15 protein-coding genes are annotated in these 18,187 nt (G+C 31.9%); 8 read left to right on the top strand and 7 right to left on the bottom strand.

The annotated features are described in order from the left end of the window. On the top strand, positions 1 to 164 hold a 164-nt coding region (locus tag ABD766_RS14965; protein WP_425556585.1), incomplete at its 5' end, for a T9SS type A sorting domain-containing protein. Positions 165 to 436: 272 nt separating this feature from the next. On the opposite strand, the gene ABD766_RS12830 is transcribed toward ABD766_RS14965, so the two are convergent. Further along, positions 437 to 1,435 carry a GntR family transcriptional regulator gene (locus tag ABD766_RS12830; protein WP_344817050.1) on the bottom strand — a complete coding sequence of 333 codons (999 nt, stop codon included), beginning with the start codon at positions 1,433 to 1,435 and terminating at the stop codon, positions 437 to 439. Between the two features lie 100 nt (positions 1,436 to 1,535). Between ABD766_RS12830 and ABD766_RS12825 the strand changes: the two genes are divergently transcribed. The 7 genes from ABD766_RS12825 (at position 1,536) to ABD766_RS12795 (ending at position 11,146) form a co-directional block, all read left to right on the top strand. Continuing rightward, entirely contained in the window at positions 1,536 to 2,582 is a 1,047-nt protein-coding gene (locus tag ABD766_RS12825) for an aldose epimerase family protein (protein WP_344817048.1), read from the top strand. 4 nt (positions 2,583 to 2,586) lie between these two features. Beyond that, positions 2,587 to 3,669, top strand: coding sequence for a glycoside hydrolase family 53 protein (locus ABD766_RS12820; protein ID WP_344817047.1), 1,083 nt, complete (start codon positions 2,587 to 2,589; stop codon positions 3,667 to 3,669). Between the two features lie 2 nt (positions 3,670 to 3,671). Continuing rightward, positions 3,672 to 4,679, top strand: coding sequence for a glycoside hydrolase family 53 protein (locus tag ABD766_RS12815; protein ID WP_344817046.1), 1,008 nt, complete (start codon positions 3,672 to 3,674; stop codon positions 4,677 to 4,679). A gap of 5 nt (positions 4,680 to 4,684) precedes the next feature. Further along, positions 4,685 to 7,084: a beta-galactosidase GalA gene (gene galA / locus ABD766_RS12810; RefSeq protein WP_344817045.1), complete on the top strand. Its 2,400-nt coding sequence runs from the start codon at positions 4,685 to 4,687 to the stop codon at positions 7,082 to 7,084. 19 nt (positions 7,085 to 7,103) lie between these two features. Then, a complete protein-coding gene (gene galK, locus ABD766_RS12805; protein WP_344817044.1) occupies positions 7,104 to 8,273 on the top strand; it encodes a galactokinase in 1,170 nt (389 codons plus the stop codon). A 148-nt stretch (positions 8,274 to 8,421) separates the two neighbouring features. Further along, positions 8,422 to 9,474 carry a UDP-glucose--hexose-1-phosphate uridylyltransferase gene (locus ABD766_RS12800; protein WP_344817043.1) on the top strand — a complete coding sequence of 351 codons (1,053 nt, stop codon included), beginning with the start codon at positions 8,422 to 8,424 and terminating at the stop codon, positions 9,472 to 9,474. A 1-nt stretch (position 9,475) separates the two neighbouring features. Next, entirely contained in the window at positions 9,476 to 11,146 is a 1,671-nt protein-coding gene (locus ABD766_RS12795; RefSeq protein WP_344817042.1) for a sodium/sugar symporter, read from the top strand. A 5-nt stretch (positions 11,147 to 11,151) separates the two neighbouring features. Here ABD766_RS12795 and ABD766_RS12790 read toward each other — a convergent pair whose 3' ends face one another. The 6 genes from ABD766_RS12790 to nuoL form a co-directional block, all read right to left on the bottom strand. After that, positions 11,152 to 11,592: a LexA family protein gene (locus ABD766_RS12790; RefSeq protein ID WP_344817041.1), complete on the bottom strand. Its 441-nt coding sequence runs from the start codon at positions 11,590 to 11,592 to the stop codon at positions 11,152 to 11,154. Further along, positions 11,583 to 12,857, bottom strand: coding sequence for a Y-family DNA polymerase (locus ABD766_RS12785; protein WP_344817040.1), 1,275 nt, complete (start codon positions 12,855 to 12,857; stop codon positions 11,583 to 11,585). The genes ABD766_RS12790 and ABD766_RS12785 overlap by 10 nt, the downstream gene beginning before the upstream one ends. A 115-nt stretch (positions 12,858 to 12,972) precedes the next feature. Beyond that, positions 12,973 to 14,352, bottom strand: coding sequence for an NADH-quinone oxidoreductase subunit N (locus ABD766_RS12780; RefSeq protein ID WP_344817039.1), 1,380 nt, complete (start codon positions 14,350 to 14,352; stop codon positions 12,973 to 12,975). A 57-nt stretch (positions 14,353 to 14,409) separates the two neighbouring features. Next, a complete protein-coding gene (locus tag ABD766_RS12775) occupies positions 14,410 to 14,775 on the bottom strand; it encodes a four helix bundle protein (RefSeq protein WP_344817038.1) in 366 nt (121 codons plus the stop codon). A gap of 61 nt (positions 14,776 to 14,836) precedes the next feature. Next, on the bottom strand, positions 14,837 to 16,273 hold the full coding sequence (locus ABD766_RS12770) for a complex I subunit 4 family protein (protein ID WP_344817036.1): 1,437 nt from the start codon (positions 16,271 to 16,273) through the stop codon (positions 14,837 to 14,839). Between the two features lie 11 nt (positions 16,274 to 16,284). Continuing rightward, positions 16,285 to 18,183, bottom strand: a complete 1,899-nt coding sequence (gene nuoL, locus ABD766_RS12765) for an NADH-quinone oxidoreductase subunit L (RefSeq protein WP_344817035.1) — start codon at positions 18,181 to 18,183, stop codon at positions 16,285 to 16,287. Positions 18,184 to 18,187: the final 4 nt, after the last annotated feature.

Raw genomic sequence — 18,187 nt, 5'->3', positions numbered from 1 at the left:
AAGTTAGAGTTTACGACATGATAGGAAAACTTCTAGAAGATAAAACGATAAACGCTTCTGATATTCAAAACTTTGAATTAGGAAACCAATATCCATCTGGAGTTTACAATGTAATTGTATCTCAAGAGTCCAACACTAAAACACTACGTGTTATTAAAAGATAGTTTTTTTTAATAGTTAATTTGTTAAAACTTCCTCAAGAAATTGAGGAAGTTTTTTTTATTTTAAAAATTGAATTTACTTAGCTCATAAAGTATATGTTACTTTTTTCTATACAGATTGAAAGTTTTTAAATCAGTAAATAAAAGCTTAAATCCAAAAAAATTTAAATATTAACATAATCTACAAAATTAACATAATCATTTAGAAGTTGGTTAGATATTTTACTTGAATCGTGTATGTAAAAAGCTTCTGATTTTTTCAGAAGCTTTTTTATTTATAAAGAATTCCGGATAATCAAACTGTTTTTATTTTCTATTTGAACTTTTTTATTTTCCAAAATCATCGCAGCAAGTTGTTTTCCCATTTCATTAAAATCTGTAGATATAGTTGTGATTCCGTTTTCTACAACTTTTTTTAAAGGTGTTTCGTTGTAAGAAATGATTCCGAAATCTAAGCCCAATTTTAAATTTTGAGTTTTCGATTCTTCTATGACTTTTACTAAATCTCTATCGTCTGGAATTACATAAATTTCACCTCGTTGTAACTCTCTTTCTTTAAATTGATTGATGACTTCATGATTTAAATGATAGTCATTACAGAATTTTTCAAATCCAATTTTCATTCCTAATGGTTCACGAAATCCTGGAAAAATTAAAATTAACTTTTGATATTTGTCAATTAAATGTTTTCCATTTAATAAAGCTTCATAGATGTCTTTTACAAAATTTTGATGAATAGAAGGATAATCTTTCAAATCAGAATTCGTTTGATCTAAAATATAAACATCTTGTTTGGGAAGTGTTTTTATTAAAGATGCCGTACCTACTAAATTTGTTGGCATAATGATATATTTAGAATAGTTTCCATTGCTTTCATTAATCAGTTTCTTAAACATTTCAATATTAAAATGATGAAAAAAGATATCAACTTGAGCCGTGTTATTCATCTTTTCTAAAAAGGAATTATAGATGTCTTCTTTAAAAATGTTCAATTCATCAAACAATAAAAAGATCCTTTGCTCAAAACTAAACTCAACACTTTTTACATAGTAACCTTTTCCTAAAATAGCATAAATAATTCCACGTTTTTTAAGTTCATCATAAGCTAATAAAACGGTATCCCTTGAAATAGAAAATTCTAAACTTACCTTGTTAACAGAAGGTAATTTGTCATTTTTTTTCAATCGATTTTCAGAAATAGCAGCTTCTATTGAATGGACAATTTGTTTGTACTTTGGTAAATTGGAATGATTATCAACAGTAATAATTTTCATAAGAAATAAATTAACTGGTGGCAAGTTACATAAAAACTGGTAGGTACTGGTATGGTTTAGAAATGTATTTTTTTACTTTTGATATTATATTAATAAAATAATGATGTTAAAAATTCGTAATTCACATTTTAAAGAATCTAAAAAAGACAAATCATTCGGTTATTTACCTAGTGATAAAGAAGTGTTTTGTTACAATTTGTCCAATAAAAATGGTTTTGAAGTTGAAGTGATTAATTATGGAGCAGTAATTTCTTCAATAAAAATTCCAATTTCCAAAAAGGAAAAAGTTGATGTCGTTCTAGGATTTGAAACTTTAGAAAATTATATTCAATCATTTAATTTACCCAGTGCTCCATATTTAGGTGCCATAGTTGGAAGATATGCAGGAAGAATAAATAACGCTGAATTTATTTTAAACGGAAATAAAGTAGAACTTACTAAAAATCATGGTTCTCATCAACTTCACGGAGGAATCAATGGTTTTAGCAAAGCATTATGGAATGTTAAGAATGTTACGACAAATGCAATTACGTTGGAATATATAAGTCAGGACAATGAAGAAAATTTTCCAGGACAATTAACAACACAAGTGACTTATATCTTAACTGAAGATAACGAATTGAAAGTAGATATGTTTGCAAAATCTACTGAAGACACCATTTTAAATCTCACACAACATAGCTATTTTAACTTAAACGGACAATCTGAAGATATTGTGAATCAAGATTTATTTGTAAATTCATCCAAAACTTTGGAAACCAATATTGAAAACATACCAACTGGTAGATTTTTTGAAGTTGCTAGAAGCCCATTCGATTTTAATTTACCAAAAGAATGTCCTACTAAAATTGATAACACCTTTGTTTTAAATGATAACGATACTGTTTCGGCTATTTTAATAAGTAAAAAGAATAATTTGAAAATGTCGGTTTTTACTAACCAACCAGCAATTCATATTTATGTTGGTGGAAATTGTTTTAATCAAATTAAAGGAAAAGAAAATGCGAGTTACCATCCATTAAGTGGTATTTGTTTTGAAGCACAAAATTTTCCAGATGCACCAAATCACGAACATTTTCCAAGTGCAGTTTTGAAAAAAGACGAAACTTATCATCATAAAACCACATTCAAATTCGAAAAAATATAAAGTTATGAAAAAGCTATTTATTTTAATTTTCAGTTTTTTATTAGCATCATGTTCCTCAAGTGATGATACTCAACAAACACCAACACCTAATCCAATGCCAACGGATGATTTTATTCGTGCAGCTGATATGTCATTTTTACCTTTAATTGAAAGTGAAGGAATAACATATAAAAATAATGGTGCTGTACAAGACGCATTAACTACATTAAAAAATGCAGGTTGTAATACTATTAGAATTCGTCTATGGAAAAATCCAACCGTAAATCAATCTACTTTTAATGAAGTTAAAACATTTACAACAAGAGCTAAAAATGCAGGATTTAAAGTTTGGCTAACGGTCCATTATTCAGACACTTGGGCAGATCCTGCACATCAAACTACTCCAACAGAATGGCAAAGTTTAAGTTTTACAGATTTAAAAACAGCAGCTGAAAATTATACGTCAACCATTTTAACAGAAATCAATCCAGATATTATCCAAATAGGTAACGAAATCAACAGCGGATTTCTTTGGCCTCAAGGACATTTAATCAACAATGAAAGTCAAAGTTTGCAATTGATTGTAGCCATAAGTACCAAAATTAGAACACAAAAACCTAATACAAAAATAATGCTTCATTATGCAGGTATCGGAAGTGGAGCCACATGGTTTTTCAATAAAATGAGTGCAATAAATTATGATTATATCGGATTGTCTTATTATCCAATTTGGCATGGGAAAAATCTTTCAGATGTAAATTCTACAATTACATCTTTAGGACAAACACACAATAAAAAAGTCGTTATTGCTGAAACAGCTTATCCATTTACATTAAATTGGAACGATTGGACCAACAATATAGTGGGACAAAATGACCAATTAATTACGACTTATCCAGCGACTAATGAAGGTCAGAAAAATTTTGTTTTGGCAATAAAAAACCTTGTAAAACAAAATTCTCATGGACTAGGTTTTTGCTATTGGGGTTCAGAATGGGTTGCTTTTAGAGGAACTCAATCTACAAATGGTTCTTCATGGGAAAATCAAGCTTTATGGGATTTTAATAATAATGCACTTCCTGTAATGGATGCTTTTAGTCCAAATTAATTATGAAAAATTTATTTTACATAGTATCGATTTCATTCATTTTGTCATCTTGTACTGTTTACAAAGCTGCTTTCGCAAAAGGTGCCGATATAGGTTGGTTACCTCAAATGGAAGCCACAGGTTACAAATTTTATGACCAAGACGGCACTGAAAAAGAATGTTTACAATTGCTAAAAGATAGAGGAATGAATTCGGTTCGTTTGCGTGTTTGGGTAAATCCAAATGATGACAAAGCAAGCGGACATTGTAGTAAAGATGAAACTGTAGCCATGGCATTGCGTGCTCAAAAAATGGGCATGCGAGTGATGATTAACTTTCACTATTCTGATTCGTGGGCTGATCCAGCTAAACAGAATAAACCTGCAGCATGGAAAAATCATTCGTTTCCAGAATTATTAAACGATGTTTACAATCATACTTTTGATGTAATTTCGGCATTAAAAAATGCAGGTGTAACTCCAACATGGGTTCAAGTGGGTAATGAAATTCCTGGCGGAATGATGTGGCCAGAAGGAAGCACCGATAACTGGAATCAGCTTGGACAACTTTTAAATAAAGGTTACGATGCTGTAAAAGCGGTTGATAAAAACATCAAAGTAATCGTTCATGTTGATGAAGGAAACAACAATGCTAAATTCAGAACGTTCTTTGATAATGCGACAGCTCAAAATGTAAAATACGACATCATCGGACTTTCCTATTATCCTTATTGGATTAAAAAAGATTATTCAGAAACCATTGCCGACTTAGAATTCAACCTAAACGATATGGTCAAACGTTACAATAAAGACGTTATGATTGTTGAAGTTGGTGGTGAAGACGACAAAGTTCAAAACACTTATGAATTATTAAAAGCTACTATTGAAGCTGTAAAAAAAGTGCCAAATAAAAGAGGTTTGGGAGTGATGTATTGGGAACCACAAGGTGCAAAATCATGGAGTGGATACAGTTTAAGCGCATGGCAAGCTGACGGAAAACCATCACCAGCATTAGAGGCATTTAAAGAATAATTATAATGAAAAAAATATACTATTTTGCTCTACTTCTAATGAGTTTAAGTACAACTTTTGCTCAGAAAAAAATCAGTTTAGACGAAGATTGGAAATTTCATTTTGGAAATTCATCTGATGTTTCCAAAGATTTCGACTATGGAAAAACAGCGTTGCTTCACAAGTCAAATGTCTATGCAACGACCATTGTAAATCCAAAATTTGTAGATTCCACTTGGAAAAAAATCAACGTTCCACACGATTGGGTTGTCGAACTTCCTTTTGTAAAATCAGAGCAAGTTGAAATGGACAGTCATGGTTACAAACCTGTTGGTGGCATGTATCCAGAAACGAGCATTGGTTGGTATCGCAAACATTTTTCTGTTGATAAAAAAGACGATGGAAAACGATTCGAACTTCAATTTGATGGTATTTATAGAAATGCCGAAATTTGGTTCAACGGATTTTATGTAGGAACTAATTTTAGTGGTTATGTTGGAAATTCCTACGATGTTTCAGATTATGTAAATTTTGAAGGCGATAATGTCATTGTAATTCGAGTAGATGCCACACAATATGAAGGATGGTTTTATGAAGGCGCAGGAATTTATCGACACGTTTGGTTGAATGTTACCGATAAAGTTTTCATCCCAAATGATGGTGTTTTTGTACATTCAAAAGTAAACGATAAAAATGCAACAGTAACTGTAGAAACAGAAATTGAAAATAAAAATTTGCAACCTTCTAATGCTGATGTTTATTCAATAATTACCGATAGAAACGGCAAACAATTAGGTAAAACTTCGGAACAAAGAATTACACTTTCGGTGAACGGAAAAATTACCGTTAAGCAAAATTTGAATTTAAAAAATGTTACGCTTTGGTCACTTGAAAATCCGTATTTGTACAAGGTAATTTCTGTTGTAAAATCAGGAAACCAAGTGGTACATCAAACAAAAAAACGTTTCGGAATTAAAACGGTTAAATTCGATGCTAAAGAAGGCTTTTTCTTGAACGGAAAAAAAATCAAAATTCAAGGCACAAACAATCATCAAGACCATGCCGGAATTGGAAGTGCGCTACCCGATTTTATGCAATATTATCGTATAAAATTATTGAAAGAAATGGGTTCTAATGCTTACAGAGCTAGTCATAACGCTCCTACTACAGAACTTCTTGAAGCTTGTGATAGTCTGGGAATGTTAGTTGTTGATGAACAACGTTTATTAAACAGTAGCCCAGAATATATCGACCAATTTAAAAGAATACTTAAACGCGATAGAAATCATGCTTCCGTTTTTTTATGGTCCATTGGAAATGAAGAACAAAACATTCAAGGAAACGATTATGGAAAACGAATTGCAAAATCACTTTTAGCTATTCAACAAGAGTTAGACCCAACTCGAACTTCAACTTATGCAGCAGATATGCCTAACGAATTCAAAGGTGTAAATGAAGTGATTCCAATCCGTGGATTTAATTATCGTGAATATGCCGTTGCCGATTATCATCGCGATCATCCCAATCAACCTTTGCTTGGAACCGAAATGGGAAGTACCGTAACTACTCGTGGAATCTATGAAAAAGATGAAATTCGCGCCTATGTTCCAGACCAAGACATTACACATCCTTGGTGGGCAAGTAAAGCTGAAACTTGGTGGAAATTAGCAGCAGAAAATGACTATTGGCTTGGAGGTTTTGTTTGGACAGGATTTGATTATCGTGGTGAACCAACGCCTTACAAATGGCCAAATATCAGTTCGCATTTTGGAATTTTAGATGTTTGCGGTTTTCCAAAAAACATTTATTACTACTATAAAAGTTGGTGGACAAATGAAGATATTTTGCACATTTCACCACATTGGAATTGGCCAGAAAAAATAGGAAAACCAATTGACGTTTGGGTTAATACTAATGCCGACGATGTGGAATTATTCCTTAACGGAAAAAGCTTAGGTAAAAAATCCATGCCAAGAAATAGCCATTTGCAATGGGAAGTCAACTACGAACCAGGAACTTTGGAGGCAGTTGCTTACAAAAATGGAAAGAAGTTAACTTCAAAAGTTGAAACTACTAATCACGCCACAAAAGTTATTGCTGTAGCCGATAAATCTTCGGTTTTAGCGGATGGAAACGATGGTGTTGTTGTAAATGTTTCGATTGTTGATGATAAAGGTAGAGAAGTTTCAAATGCTAACAATATGGTTTATTTCAAACTAATTGGTGATGCTAAAATTATTGGTGTAGGTAATGGTGATCCGAGTTCTCATGAACCTGATAAATGTTCCGATGGTGCATGGCAAAGAAGTGCCTTTAACGGAAAATGTCAAGTGATTATTCAAGCGGGAAAAACAGTTGGAGATGTAAAATTGGAAGTAAAATCAAATGGACTCACATCATCATCAATCCTATTAAACATCAAATAAGAGCCGCAATATTTATCTCATGAAGAAAAAATTAATACAAAATACATCAGAGCATTTTGAAAAATCCTTTCAAAATAAACCTGAACACATTTTCCTTTCGCCAGGAAGAATCAATATTATTGGCGAACATGTTGATTATAATGACGGATTTGTTTTGCCAGCTGCAATCAACAAATACGTTTGTATTGCTATATCGCCAAACAAGAATTCCAAATGTAAAATTGTAGCTAAAGATTTAAACGAAGTTTTCGAATTTGATTTAAAAGATACTTTAGTTCCAAATCAAACCATGTGGATTAATTACATTCTTGGTGTTTTGCAACAATTAAAAGAGCAAAAGCAATTCGATAACGGATTTAATGCAGTTTTTAGTAGTTCTGTTCCTATTGGTTCGGGACTTTCATCTTCGGCTGCAGTCGAATGCGGATTTGCGTATGCCTTCAATAAAATTTTTGCTTTAGGTTTAACCAAAGAAGAAATAGCGCTTATCGGACAAAAATCAGAGCATACTTTTGTAGGTGTAAATTGTGGTATAATGGATCAATTTGCCTCTGTTTTTGGAAAGAAAGATAAAGTCATCAAACTCGATTGCAATACCTTAGCATACGAATATCATAAAGCTGATTTCAAAAAATATTCACTACTTTTATTGGATAGCAATGTAAAACACACACATTTAACATCAGGTTATAACGACAGAAGAAACGAGGTAGAACAAGGTTTAGCCATCATAAAAAGTCATTTTCCAGAAGTAAAAACCTTTAGAAATTGTACTGAAGAAATGGTAAATGCTCTTAAAAATGAACTAGGAGAAATCGTTTACAAAAGATGTCATTTTGTAGTAAAAGAAATTCAACGTGTTCAAGATGCCGTTGATGCTTTAGAAAATTCAGATTTTAATAGATTAGGAAATTTAATGACCAAAACACATCGCGGTTTGTCTAAAGAATATGAAGTGAGTTGTGATGAATTGGATTTTTTAGTTGATGCTGTTGCCAATGAAACTTCGGTTTTAGGAGCAAGAATGATGGGTGGCGGTTTTGGAGGTTGTTCTATAAATCTAGTAGAAAAAGGTTCAGAAAAGGAACTAATCGAAAAAATTTCAGCACAATATCGTTCCAAATTTGGAATAGATTTAAAATCATATAAAGTCAAAATATCCAAAGGAACATCAGAATATAAAAATTAAAAAAATAAAATTTCAACCATTAAGAAAGTTAAGTCAATTAAGCTTAATGAAACTTAATACCTTAATGGTTAAAAATCATCTAGAATTTGTGAAATTTACAAGCTAATTAATTTGTGAAAATTCGTGTAATTCGTGTCAAAATAAAAACATGCAACAATTCGACCATAACGAACATCCACATAGAAGATATAATCCTTTGCTAGACGAATGGATTTTGGTTTCGCCACATCGTGCCAAACGTCCATGGCAAGGTCAAAACGAGAAAATCGCAGAAGATAATCGTCCAGAACACGATGAAAATTGCTATTTGTGCTCAGGGAATGTTCGTTCAAATGGAGTAAAAAATGACAATTACACCGATTGTTATGTATTTGAAAATGATTTTTCTGCTTTGTTACGAGATGAAGTTGATTTTGAAAATAATTCCAATAATTTATTTCAGTTAAAACCTGAACGTGGCATCAATAAAGTTATTTGTTTTTCACCAAAACACAATCTCACTTTACCTGAAATGGAAGTTTCAGATATTGAAATGGTTGTAAAAGTTTGGAAAGAGCAATACATCGAATTGGGAAGTCAAGATTTCATCAATTACGTTCAGATTTTTGAAAATAAAGGAAGCGTAATGGGTTGTAGTAATCCACATCCACATGGTCAGATTTGGGCACAATCTTCTTTACCAACTCAAATAGAAAAAACACAAAGAAATCTTCGTTCTTACTACGATAAAAATCAATCTAGTTTGTTGAAAGATTATGTTGAGCAAGAATTAAAGTTGCAAAAACGTATCGTTATTGAGAATGATCATTTTGTGGTTTTGGTTCCTTTTTGGGCAACTTGGCCTTATGAAACCATGATTATCAGCAAAAGACATTTCGGAAATATCATTGCAATGACCAATGACGAAACGAAAGCATTCTCCGAGATTCTAAAAGGAATTACAGTCAAATATGATAATTTATTTAAAACTTCATTTCCATATTCAGCAGGAATTCATCAATCGCCAACGGATAGAGTTTCGCATCCAGAATGGCACTTTCACATGCATTTTTATCCACCATTATTGCGAAGCGCAACCGTAAAAAAATTTATGGTCGGTTATGAAATGCTTGCTGAAGCACAACGCGATATTTCACCTGAACAAAGTGCTAAAATTTTAAGAGAATTACCAAACCAACATTATAAAACTAAAACCAACTAATATGCAAACCTTAGCAACCAAAGACTATATTGTTTTCTTCCTCTATTTTATAATAATTGTAGGTTACGGATTTTGGATTTACAACCGAAAAAAGAAAGTCCAAACTAGTAGTAACGATTATTTTCTTGCAGAAGGTTCGCTTACTTGGTGGGCAATTGGTGCTTCTTTAATTGCTAGTAACATCAGTGCTGAGCAGTTTATTGGAATGAGTGGAAGTGGTTTCAAAATGGGATTGGCTATTGCTACTTACGAATGGATGGCAGCAATTACTTTGGTAATCGTTGCGGTTTTCTTCATGCCAGTATATCTCAAAAACAAAATATTTACGATGCCGCAATATTTGAAACAGCGGTATAATGGCAATGTTGCAATGATTATGGCCGTTTTTTGGTTGTTGTTATATGTTTTGGTAAATCTAACTTCTATTTTATATTTAGGTGCTTTAGCAATTAGTAGTATTTCAGGGTTGAACATTACTTTGTGTATGATTTTTTTGGCGGTTTTTGCAGTTATGATAACGCTTGGTGGAATGAAAGTTATTGGTTATACCGATGTTATTCAGGTGTTTTTCTTGATTTTAGGTGGATTGATTACCACATATTTAGCTTTAAATTTAGTAGCTACCGAATTTGGTTCTGATGGAGTTATCAACGGATTTACTATTATGCGAGACAAAGCCGATGATCATTTTCATATGATTTTTGATAAATCGAATCCTAATTATATGGATTTACCAGGACTTTCTGTTTTAATTGGTGGAATGTTAATTATCAATCTGAATTATTGGGGTTGTAACCAATATATCACTCAAAGAGCTTTAGGTGCCGATTTGAAAACCGCTCGTGGCGGAATTTTATTTGCTGCTTTCTTGAAATTATTAATGCCAATTATAGTCGTTTTACCAGGAATTGCAGCTTATGTTTTATATCAAAATGGACATTTTCAAACGGAAATGCTACAAGACGGAAGTGTAAATCCAGACCGTGCTTATCCTATTTTATTGAATTTATTACCAGTTGGATTAAAAGGACTTTCGTTTGCAGCATTGACCGCGGCGATTGTAGCTTCTTTGGCAGGAAAAGCGAATAGTATAGCAACGATTTTTACATTAGACGTTTATAAGGAAAAAATTAATGTTGAGGCAAGCGAGAAAAAATTAGTAAACATTGGAAAACTTACGATAATCACAGCAATGATTATTGCCGTTGTTGTTGCACCATTTTTAGGAATAGATAAAAAAGGAGGTTTTCAATACATTCAAGAATATACTGGTTTTGTAAGTCCAGGAGTTTTTGCGATGTTTATTTTGGGTTTCTTTTGGAAAAAAACCACTTCAAATGCGGCTTTGTTTGCAACAATAGGAGGATTTATTCTTTCAATCATTTTCAAATTCATGCCAGCTTTTGTTGATTTATCATTCTTAAATCCGATGGGATTTGCTGTGCCAAATGCTGATGGCGTATATGAAATTCCGTTTATTGATAGAATGGGATTTGTATTCTTAATTTGTGTTATTGGAATGTACTTTATTAGTACGTATGAAACTAAAAAAGGAGTTCAAACCAACGGTTTAGAAGTAGATAAAACCATGTTTAAAATGTCACCAAGTTTTACTGTAGGAATGCTTGTGATTATTGCAGTTACGGCTGCTTTGTATACTGTTTTTTGGTAAAAGTATTATAAATTTTTTATCACATAAGTAACGATTCCCCAAATTTTCAACTCGTTTTCGTCAGTTACTTTAATGGGTTGGTAATTTTTATTTTCAGGCATTAAATACAGGCAATCATTTTCTGCTTTAATTCGCTTTACGGTAAATTCACCATCGATGAAGCAAACTGCTATTTTGTTATTTTGAGGTTCTAAACTTCGATCAACAACTAAAATATCTTTGTTGTTTATTCCAGCATTTATCATAGAATTCCCATTGACTTTTATGTAAAATGTAGATAGCGGATTTTTACATAATTCTTTATTCAAGTCGATGCCACTTTCCATAAAATCGGTTGCAGGTGATGGGAACCCTGCCGAAACACCTTCTTTTATGTAAGGTATTTTTAGTTCGCTTTCAAAATCTGGACGATAAAAAGTTAAAGAAGACTTTTTTTCTATTGACATCTTATTTCTAGTATTTCGTTAAATCTTGTGGTGTACCTTGGTGACAAATGATTTTGTTTCATATTCCAAGTTAGATTCAAATTTTGTGTTCCTAATTTTACTTTTCGATCTCCAATTTTAGCATTCAAAAAATCCATTGCTTTCATAATAGCTAAATGTTTTGGATTTTCTTCTTCAAATAATTGAAGCTGTTTTTTATCTTCATCAATTAACTCGGTAACGATAACACCAGCTTTTTTGAATTTGATACCTTCATTGCCTTTGTATAAATCTTTCAGCATGGATATTGCAACGTTTGAAATTGTTAAAGTGGAATTAGTTGAATAAGGTAAAGTAATCGCTTTGTTGAAATAATATTTTTGAGATTCATACTTGTGTTTATCAATGACTAGCATTACAATTATCGTTTGACAACATGATTTTTGTTTGCGCAATTTTTCGGCACAAATCGCAGAAAATGTTGCTACTCGTTCTCGTAAGTCATCAAATTCTGAAATCTGTTTCGGAAAACTTCTAGTAGTAGCAATACTTTTCTTCTGTTCCCGAATAGGTTCTAAATCTAAAACCGATTTTCCTTCCAATTCATATTTTAAGCGCATACCAATAACGCCCATTTCTTTTCTAATCCAAGCTTCGTGTTGAGGTTTTGTAAAATCATAAGCCGTTAGAATATTGTGCGACATCATTTTCTTTGTTAATCTGCGGCCAATTCCCCAAACGTCCTCAATTTTAGTCCATTTTATGGCTTTGATACGTTTTTCTTCGCTATCAATTACATAAATTCCTTGTGTTCTGTCTTGAAACTTTTTTGCAATTCTATTGGCTACTTTTGAAAGTGCTTTAGTTGGAGCAAATCCAACACAAACTGGAATTCCAACCCATTTTTGTACACGTTTTTTCATCTGAATTCCATAATCATGATAATCAGAAATCGACATTCCGTCAAAGTTTAAAAACGCTTCATCAATGCTGTAAATTTCTAGATTTGGAGTAAACGCTTCTAAAGTTTTCATCACACGATTACTCAAGTCACCATATAAAGGATAATTAGAAGAGAAGACTTTAACATTTTTCTCTTTCAGAAGTTCACGAATTTTAAATTCAGGTGCACCCATTGGAACACCAACTTCTTTAGCTTCGTTACTTCTAGAAATAACGCAACCGTCATTATTAGACAAAATAACAACTGGTTTTCCATTATATTGAGGTTGGAAAACACGTTCGCACGAGGCATAAAAATTGTTACAATCGACTAAAGCATACATGTTGTAAATTTAGTCAATAATTGAATTTCACAATTGTTAAATAGTTCGATTGTTGATAAATAAAAAACCACCAAAATTGCTTTTGATGGTTTTGAGTATTTTAAAAATAGTCTTCCTATTTGATTAAATCTGTAACTAAAGATGGATACAATCCGATAATGATATTTAATACAATTGAAACTATTCCAACTGCATAGTATACGAATGGAGTACTTTGTTTTTCTTCGCTTGGTTCTTTAGTATACATTGCTAAAATTAGTTTGAAATAATATCCAACACTGATAATAGAATTAATAACACCAGCAATAACAACGATTAGGAATCCGGCTTGAATGGTTTGTGTAAACAACATGAATTTAGCAAAAAATCCAGAGAAAATTGGGATTCCAGCCATTGATAAAAGTGACGCTGTTAAAACTGCTGCCATCACTGGATTGGTTTTTCCAAGTCCGTTGAAGTTTAAAATATCTTCGTTGTCTTTATTTTTTGTAACATTTATGATCACTGCAAAGGAAGCAATTCCTGCTAAAGCATAAGCAACCGTATAATAAAGTAAGTTCCCAGATGAATTAGATAGACTCAATAAAGTCATCATCATAAAACCAGCATGAGAAATACCTGAAAACGCCAACATACGTTTCACATTATTTTGACGTAAAGCCATAATATTTCCAACAGTCATAGAAGCAATTGAAACTATTATAATGATGTTTTGGTATGCCGAAGAGATATCAGCATTCATAGTAGCCAATAATTTATATAATGTTGCAAAAGCCACAACTTTTGCTAAAGTACTCATTGTAGCTGTTACAATTGAAGGCGCACCTTCATAAACATCTGGAGCCCAAAAATGAAATGGTACAGCAGCAATTTTGAATAACATACCTACAGTCAATAACGAAATTCCTATTGGAAACCAAATTGGTAATTCTGCTGAGCGCGACATTTCGCTAATCTCTGTAACATCAAAACTTCCCATAGCTCCATAAATCAAACAGATACCAAATAGAATAAATCCAGATGCAAACGAGCCCATTAAGAAATATTTCATTCCAGCTTCATTGCTTTTTATATCCAATCTGCTACTTCCTGCAAGAATGTAAAGCGCTATTGATAATGTTTCAATTCCTAAAAAGTACATAGATAGGTTAGAGAAAGAAACCATCGCAACAGCACCTGCTAAAAGGAAAATTTTTATTGCTATAAAGTCAGAAATTTTTGTTTCATGATCTTTGTAAACATCATGGCTCATGGCTACTAAAAATATAGTAAGAACAATGAATAATGATGAAAAAGCATTAGAAAATTTATCAGCAACAATCATATTGGTATATTGACTGTTTAACAATTCTCCAAATGACCAAATATTAAGTGTTGTGCCTAGTATTGCTAATAGACCTAAGATAACTACAGGTACAATTGCTTTTCTAAAATTAAAGATTTCAGCTATAAGACAGAAAACGCCTAAACCTGATATTGCTATTAATGTATTCATTTTTTATTAAGGGTTTAGGATTTAATGATTTAGGATTTTATCCAACACCATTAAATCTTAATTTTTATTATTTCTTGATTTAATTGTTTTTATTCCAGCTGAAAAAATTGACACCAATTCATCGGCTTCTTTTATTAATCTTTCTAATTCGACAGAATTGTATTTAATTTCTAATTCTTTTAAAAATTCTAACCAAAACAAACTTTCGTCAGCTTCTTCATCAACAACTTTTAATTTGTTTAAAAAATCAGCATCTGATTTTCCTCTACATACTGCTCTATAATTTGCTGCAACAGATGATGAAGATTTAAAAAGTTGAAACGAAATTACATCAACAGCTTTGTTTTTTTCAATTTCCATTAAAAACTTAAACGTATCAACAGCAAATTTTTTCGTTCTTGCTTTTAATTCTTCTTTAGTCATTACTTGTGTGCTCTACGTATTCTAAGAATCCTAAATCTAAATTCCTAATTCCTAAATCAAACTATCTATTAATTTGAATTAGAGTTTCTTTTATGCTTGGCATTACCAAATCTACAATTGGTTTTGGATATAATCCGTAGAAAAGTAAAAAGGCAATTATTATCACAAAGACAATTATTTCGGTTGTTGTAACGTCTGCAAATAATTTAGTATTTGTTTCTCCTAACATTACATTTTGGAACATTTTTAACATGTAATAAGCTCCTAATATTATGGTTGTTCCACCAAGAACTGCATACCAAATGTTTACTTGAGATAAACTATACAAAACGGTAAACTCTCCAATAAAGTTGAATGTTCCTGGCAAAGCAACAGATGCTAAAACCAAAATCATAAACATAGAAGTGAATTTTGATGCTTGCGAACGAACACCACCCATTTCATCAATTTTGTAGGTTTCAAATCTTCTAAAAATTACTTCAGCAGCAAAGAATAATCCAACTATTACAAATCCGTGAGCAATCATTTGAGAAACAGCTCCGCTTAAACCATCTGCTGTTAAAGTATAACAACCAGCAGCAATTAATCCTACGTGAGCAAGAGAAGAGTATGCTAGTAATTTTTTCAAATCTTTTTGACGTAATGCCACTATAGAACCATAAATAACTCCAGCAATACTTAAACCAATTAAAACTGGCATGTAAGTTTTAGCAGCTAACGGAGCTATTGGTAATTGCCAACGAATTACACTATATAATCCCATTTTTAGCATAATTCCAGACAAAAGCATTGTTCCAACGGTTGGTGCTTTTTGATAAACTTTTGCTTGCCAAGTATGGAAAGGTATGATAGGAATTTTAATAGCATAAGCTAAAAAGAAGGCTAAGGAAATCCAAGTTTGTTCGGTTGTAGATAAATCTAATTTTGTTAAATCTTCTAATAGGAAACTTCCGGCTTTAGTATATAAATAAGCAAATGCTATTAACATAAATAAGGAACCACCTAAAGTATAAATGAAGAATTTAACTACGGCTTTTTTACGTTCTTCAGTATCGCCATTACCCCAAACTAATGCTATAAAGTATATTGGAATTAAAGCAAGTTCCCAAAAGATATAATATAATAATCCATCGCTTGCTAAGAAAGTTCCAACCATCGCAAATGCCATGAATAAAACTAATCCATAGAAGTTTTTAGAATTGTTGAAATTATTTCCGAAAGAAGATAATACAATTAATGGAAGCAATGAAGTTGTTAAAAGCACCATTGCTAATGATAATCCATCGGCTTTAAGTGCAAAGGATACATTAGGTTGTAAAATCCAAGGATTTGATAAGCTAATGTTTATTCCGCCCAAAAATTGATTTACTAATATTGAAGAGCATACTAAAGCAGCCAAACTAAATAATAAAGCCACTTTTGAAGCGAATTTATCTCCAGAAAGGAAGGTTGCAATGGCACCAACTAAGAGTAGTATTAATATAAGTGATACGTTCATTTTGTTTTAAATTATTGAGCTAAAAATAAATAACTAACTATGGCTAAAAGTCCTATTACGAATGCAAATAAATACAATCCGATACTTCCAGTTTGTAATTTTTTTCCTTGATTACCAATTCCATTTGCAACGGTTCCAAATCCGTAAACTACTTTTCCTAATGCAGGTTCTAAAGTTGTTCTAAAGAAATTTGAAAGTCCATTCAAGGGTTTTACTATTAATGAAGTGTAAAATTCATCAACATAATATTTGTTATAAATGGTTTTTGAGAAACCTGAAATTTCTGAATCTTCTTTTGGAACAAATCCTTGTTTGATGTATTTAGAATACGCCCAAACAATTCCAATAATTGCTCCTGTCAAGGCAATAGCCATCAACATATATTCTTGACTTCCAAGAGCATGATGTTCATGTTTTGTTGTCAAAATTGGTTCTAAGAAATGATTTAACCAATTGCTTCCAGGTAAATTTATTAATCCACCAACAGTAGCTAATGCAGCAAGTATGATAAGTGGCAAAGTTATTAAACTCGGACTTTCGTGTAAATGATGTTTTTGCTCTTCTGTTCCTCTAAATTCTCTGAAGAATGTTAAGTACATTAATCGGAACATATAGAATGCTGTCATGATTGATGCAATAGAACCAACAATCCAAAGTACTTTATTATGTTCAAAAGCTACCATTAAAATTTCATCTTTTGACCAAAATCCTGCGAAAGGAAATATACCTGCAATAGCCAATGTTGAAATTAACATTGTTGCAAAAGTGATTGGCATTACTTTTCGTAAACCTCCCATTTTACGCATATCTTGTTCGCCATGCAAAGCATGAATTACAGACCCAGAACCTAAGAATAAACAAGCTTTAAAGAAAGCATGAGTTATAACATGGAATACAGCTACAGTATATGCACCCATTCCTAAAGCTAAAAACATTAATCCTAATTGAGAAACTGTTGAATAAGCTAATACTTTTTTAATATCGTTTTGAAGTAATCCTATTGATGCTGCTACTAATGCAGTTATCGCTCCAACTACTGCAATTACATTTTGTATATCATGAGTTAAATCAAATAAGAAATTCATTCTTGTAATCATGAAAATACCAGCAGTTACCATCGTTGCAGCGTGAATTAATGCCGAAACTGGAGTTGGTCCGGCCATCGCATCTGGTAACCATGTGTAAAGTGGTAATTGTGCAGATTTTCCTGTTGCTCCTATAAATAAACATAAAGTAGCAATTGAAATTTGTAACCAAAATGAATTTGGATAAGGCATCTGACTAATACCAGTAACTATTTGTTTTAATTGAACAAAATCAACTGTAGAGAATAAATTTGCCAAAATAAATATCCCAATCAAGAAACCTAAATCACCAATTCTATTCATGATGAAAGCTTTCTTTGCAGCATCGTTGTAATCTTGGTTTTTATACCAAAATCCGATAAGTAAATAAGAACAAAGACCAACGCCTTCCCATCCGATAAACATTACTAATAAGTTGCTTCCAACTACTAATGTTATCATGAAGAATACGAATAAATTCAAATACGCAAAAAACTTGTGCATATTTTCATCATCGTGCATGTAGCTGATAGAGTATAAATGAATCAAAGAACCAATTCCTGTTACAAATAACAACCACAATAATGATAATTGGTCTAATAAAATTCCAAAATCAATTTTCAGATTTCCTAATTGAATCCAATCAAATAATTTAATAACTGGAATTGCTTTGCCTGAAGTATTTAATTGCATGAAGAAATAAACACTCATTGCAAAAGAGACAACAACTGCTATTGTTCCAATGGCACCTGAAATGTTTTTTCCTGCTTTCTTTCCGAAGAAAACATTGAATAAGAACCCAACAAATGGGGTTAATAATAAGAGTAAAACTAAACTATTCTCCATTAGG

It is taken from the genome of Flavobacterium cheonanense (assembly GCF_039539185.1).
GTDB classification, from domain to species: Bacteria; Bacteroidota; Bacteroidia; order Flavobacteriales; family Flavobacteriaceae; genus Flavobacterium; species Flavobacterium cheonanense.
This window is presented reverse-complemented; position numbering and strand designations above follow the sequence as displayed.

Coding starts and splice junctions, on each gene's coding strand:
- galA (WP_344817045.1), top strand. CDS start 4,685: ATGAAAAAAATATACTATTTTGCTCTACTTCTAATGAGTTTAAGTACA.
- ABD766_RS12795 (WP_344817042.1), top strand. CDS start 9,476: ATGCAAACCTTAGCAACCAAAGACTATATTGTTTTCTTCCTCTATTTT.
- galK (WP_344817044.1), top strand. CDS start 7,104: ATGAAGAAAAAATTAATACAAAATACATCAGAGCATTTTGAAAAATCC.
- ABD766_RS12780 (WP_344817039.1), bottom strand. CDS start 14,352: ATGAATACATTAATAGCAATATCAGGTTTAGGCGTTTTCTGTCTTATA.
- nuoL (WP_344817035.1), bottom strand. CDS start 18,183: ATGGAGAATAGTTTAGTTTTACTCTTATTATTAACCCCATTTGTTGGG.
- ABD766_RS12790 (WP_344817041.1), bottom strand. CDS start 11,592: ATGTCAATAGAAAAAAAGTCTTCTTTAACTTTTTATCGTCCAGATTTT.
- ABD766_RS12825 (WP_344817048.1), top strand. CDS start 1,536: ATGATGTTAAAAATTCGTAATTCACATTTTAAAGAATCTAAAAAAGAC.
- ABD766_RS12800 (WP_344817043.1), top strand. CDS start 8,422: ATGCAACAATTCGACCATAACGAACATCCACATAGAAGATATAATCCT.
- ABD766_RS12775 (WP_344817038.1), bottom strand. CDS start 14,775: ATGACTAAAGAAGAATTAAAAGCAAGAACGAAAAAATTTGCTGTTGAT.
- ABD766_RS12820 (WP_344817047.1), top strand. CDS start 2,587: ATGAAAAAGCTATTTATTTTAATTTTCAGTTTTTTATTAGCATCATGT.
- ABD766_RS12770 (WP_344817036.1), bottom strand. CDS start 16,273: ATGAACGTATCACTTATATTAATACTACTCTTAGTTGGTGCCATTGCA.
- ABD766_RS12830 (WP_344817050.1), bottom strand. CDS start 1,435: ATGAAAATTATTACTGTTGATAATCATTCCAATTTACCAAAGTACAAA.
- ABD766_RS12785 (WP_344817040.1), bottom strand. CDS start 12,857: ATGTATGCTTTAGTCGATTGTAACAATTTTTATGCCTCGTGCGAACGT.
- ABD766_RS12815 (WP_344817046.1), top strand. CDS start 3,672: ATGAAAAATTTATTTTACATAGTATCGATTTCATTCATTTTGTCATCT.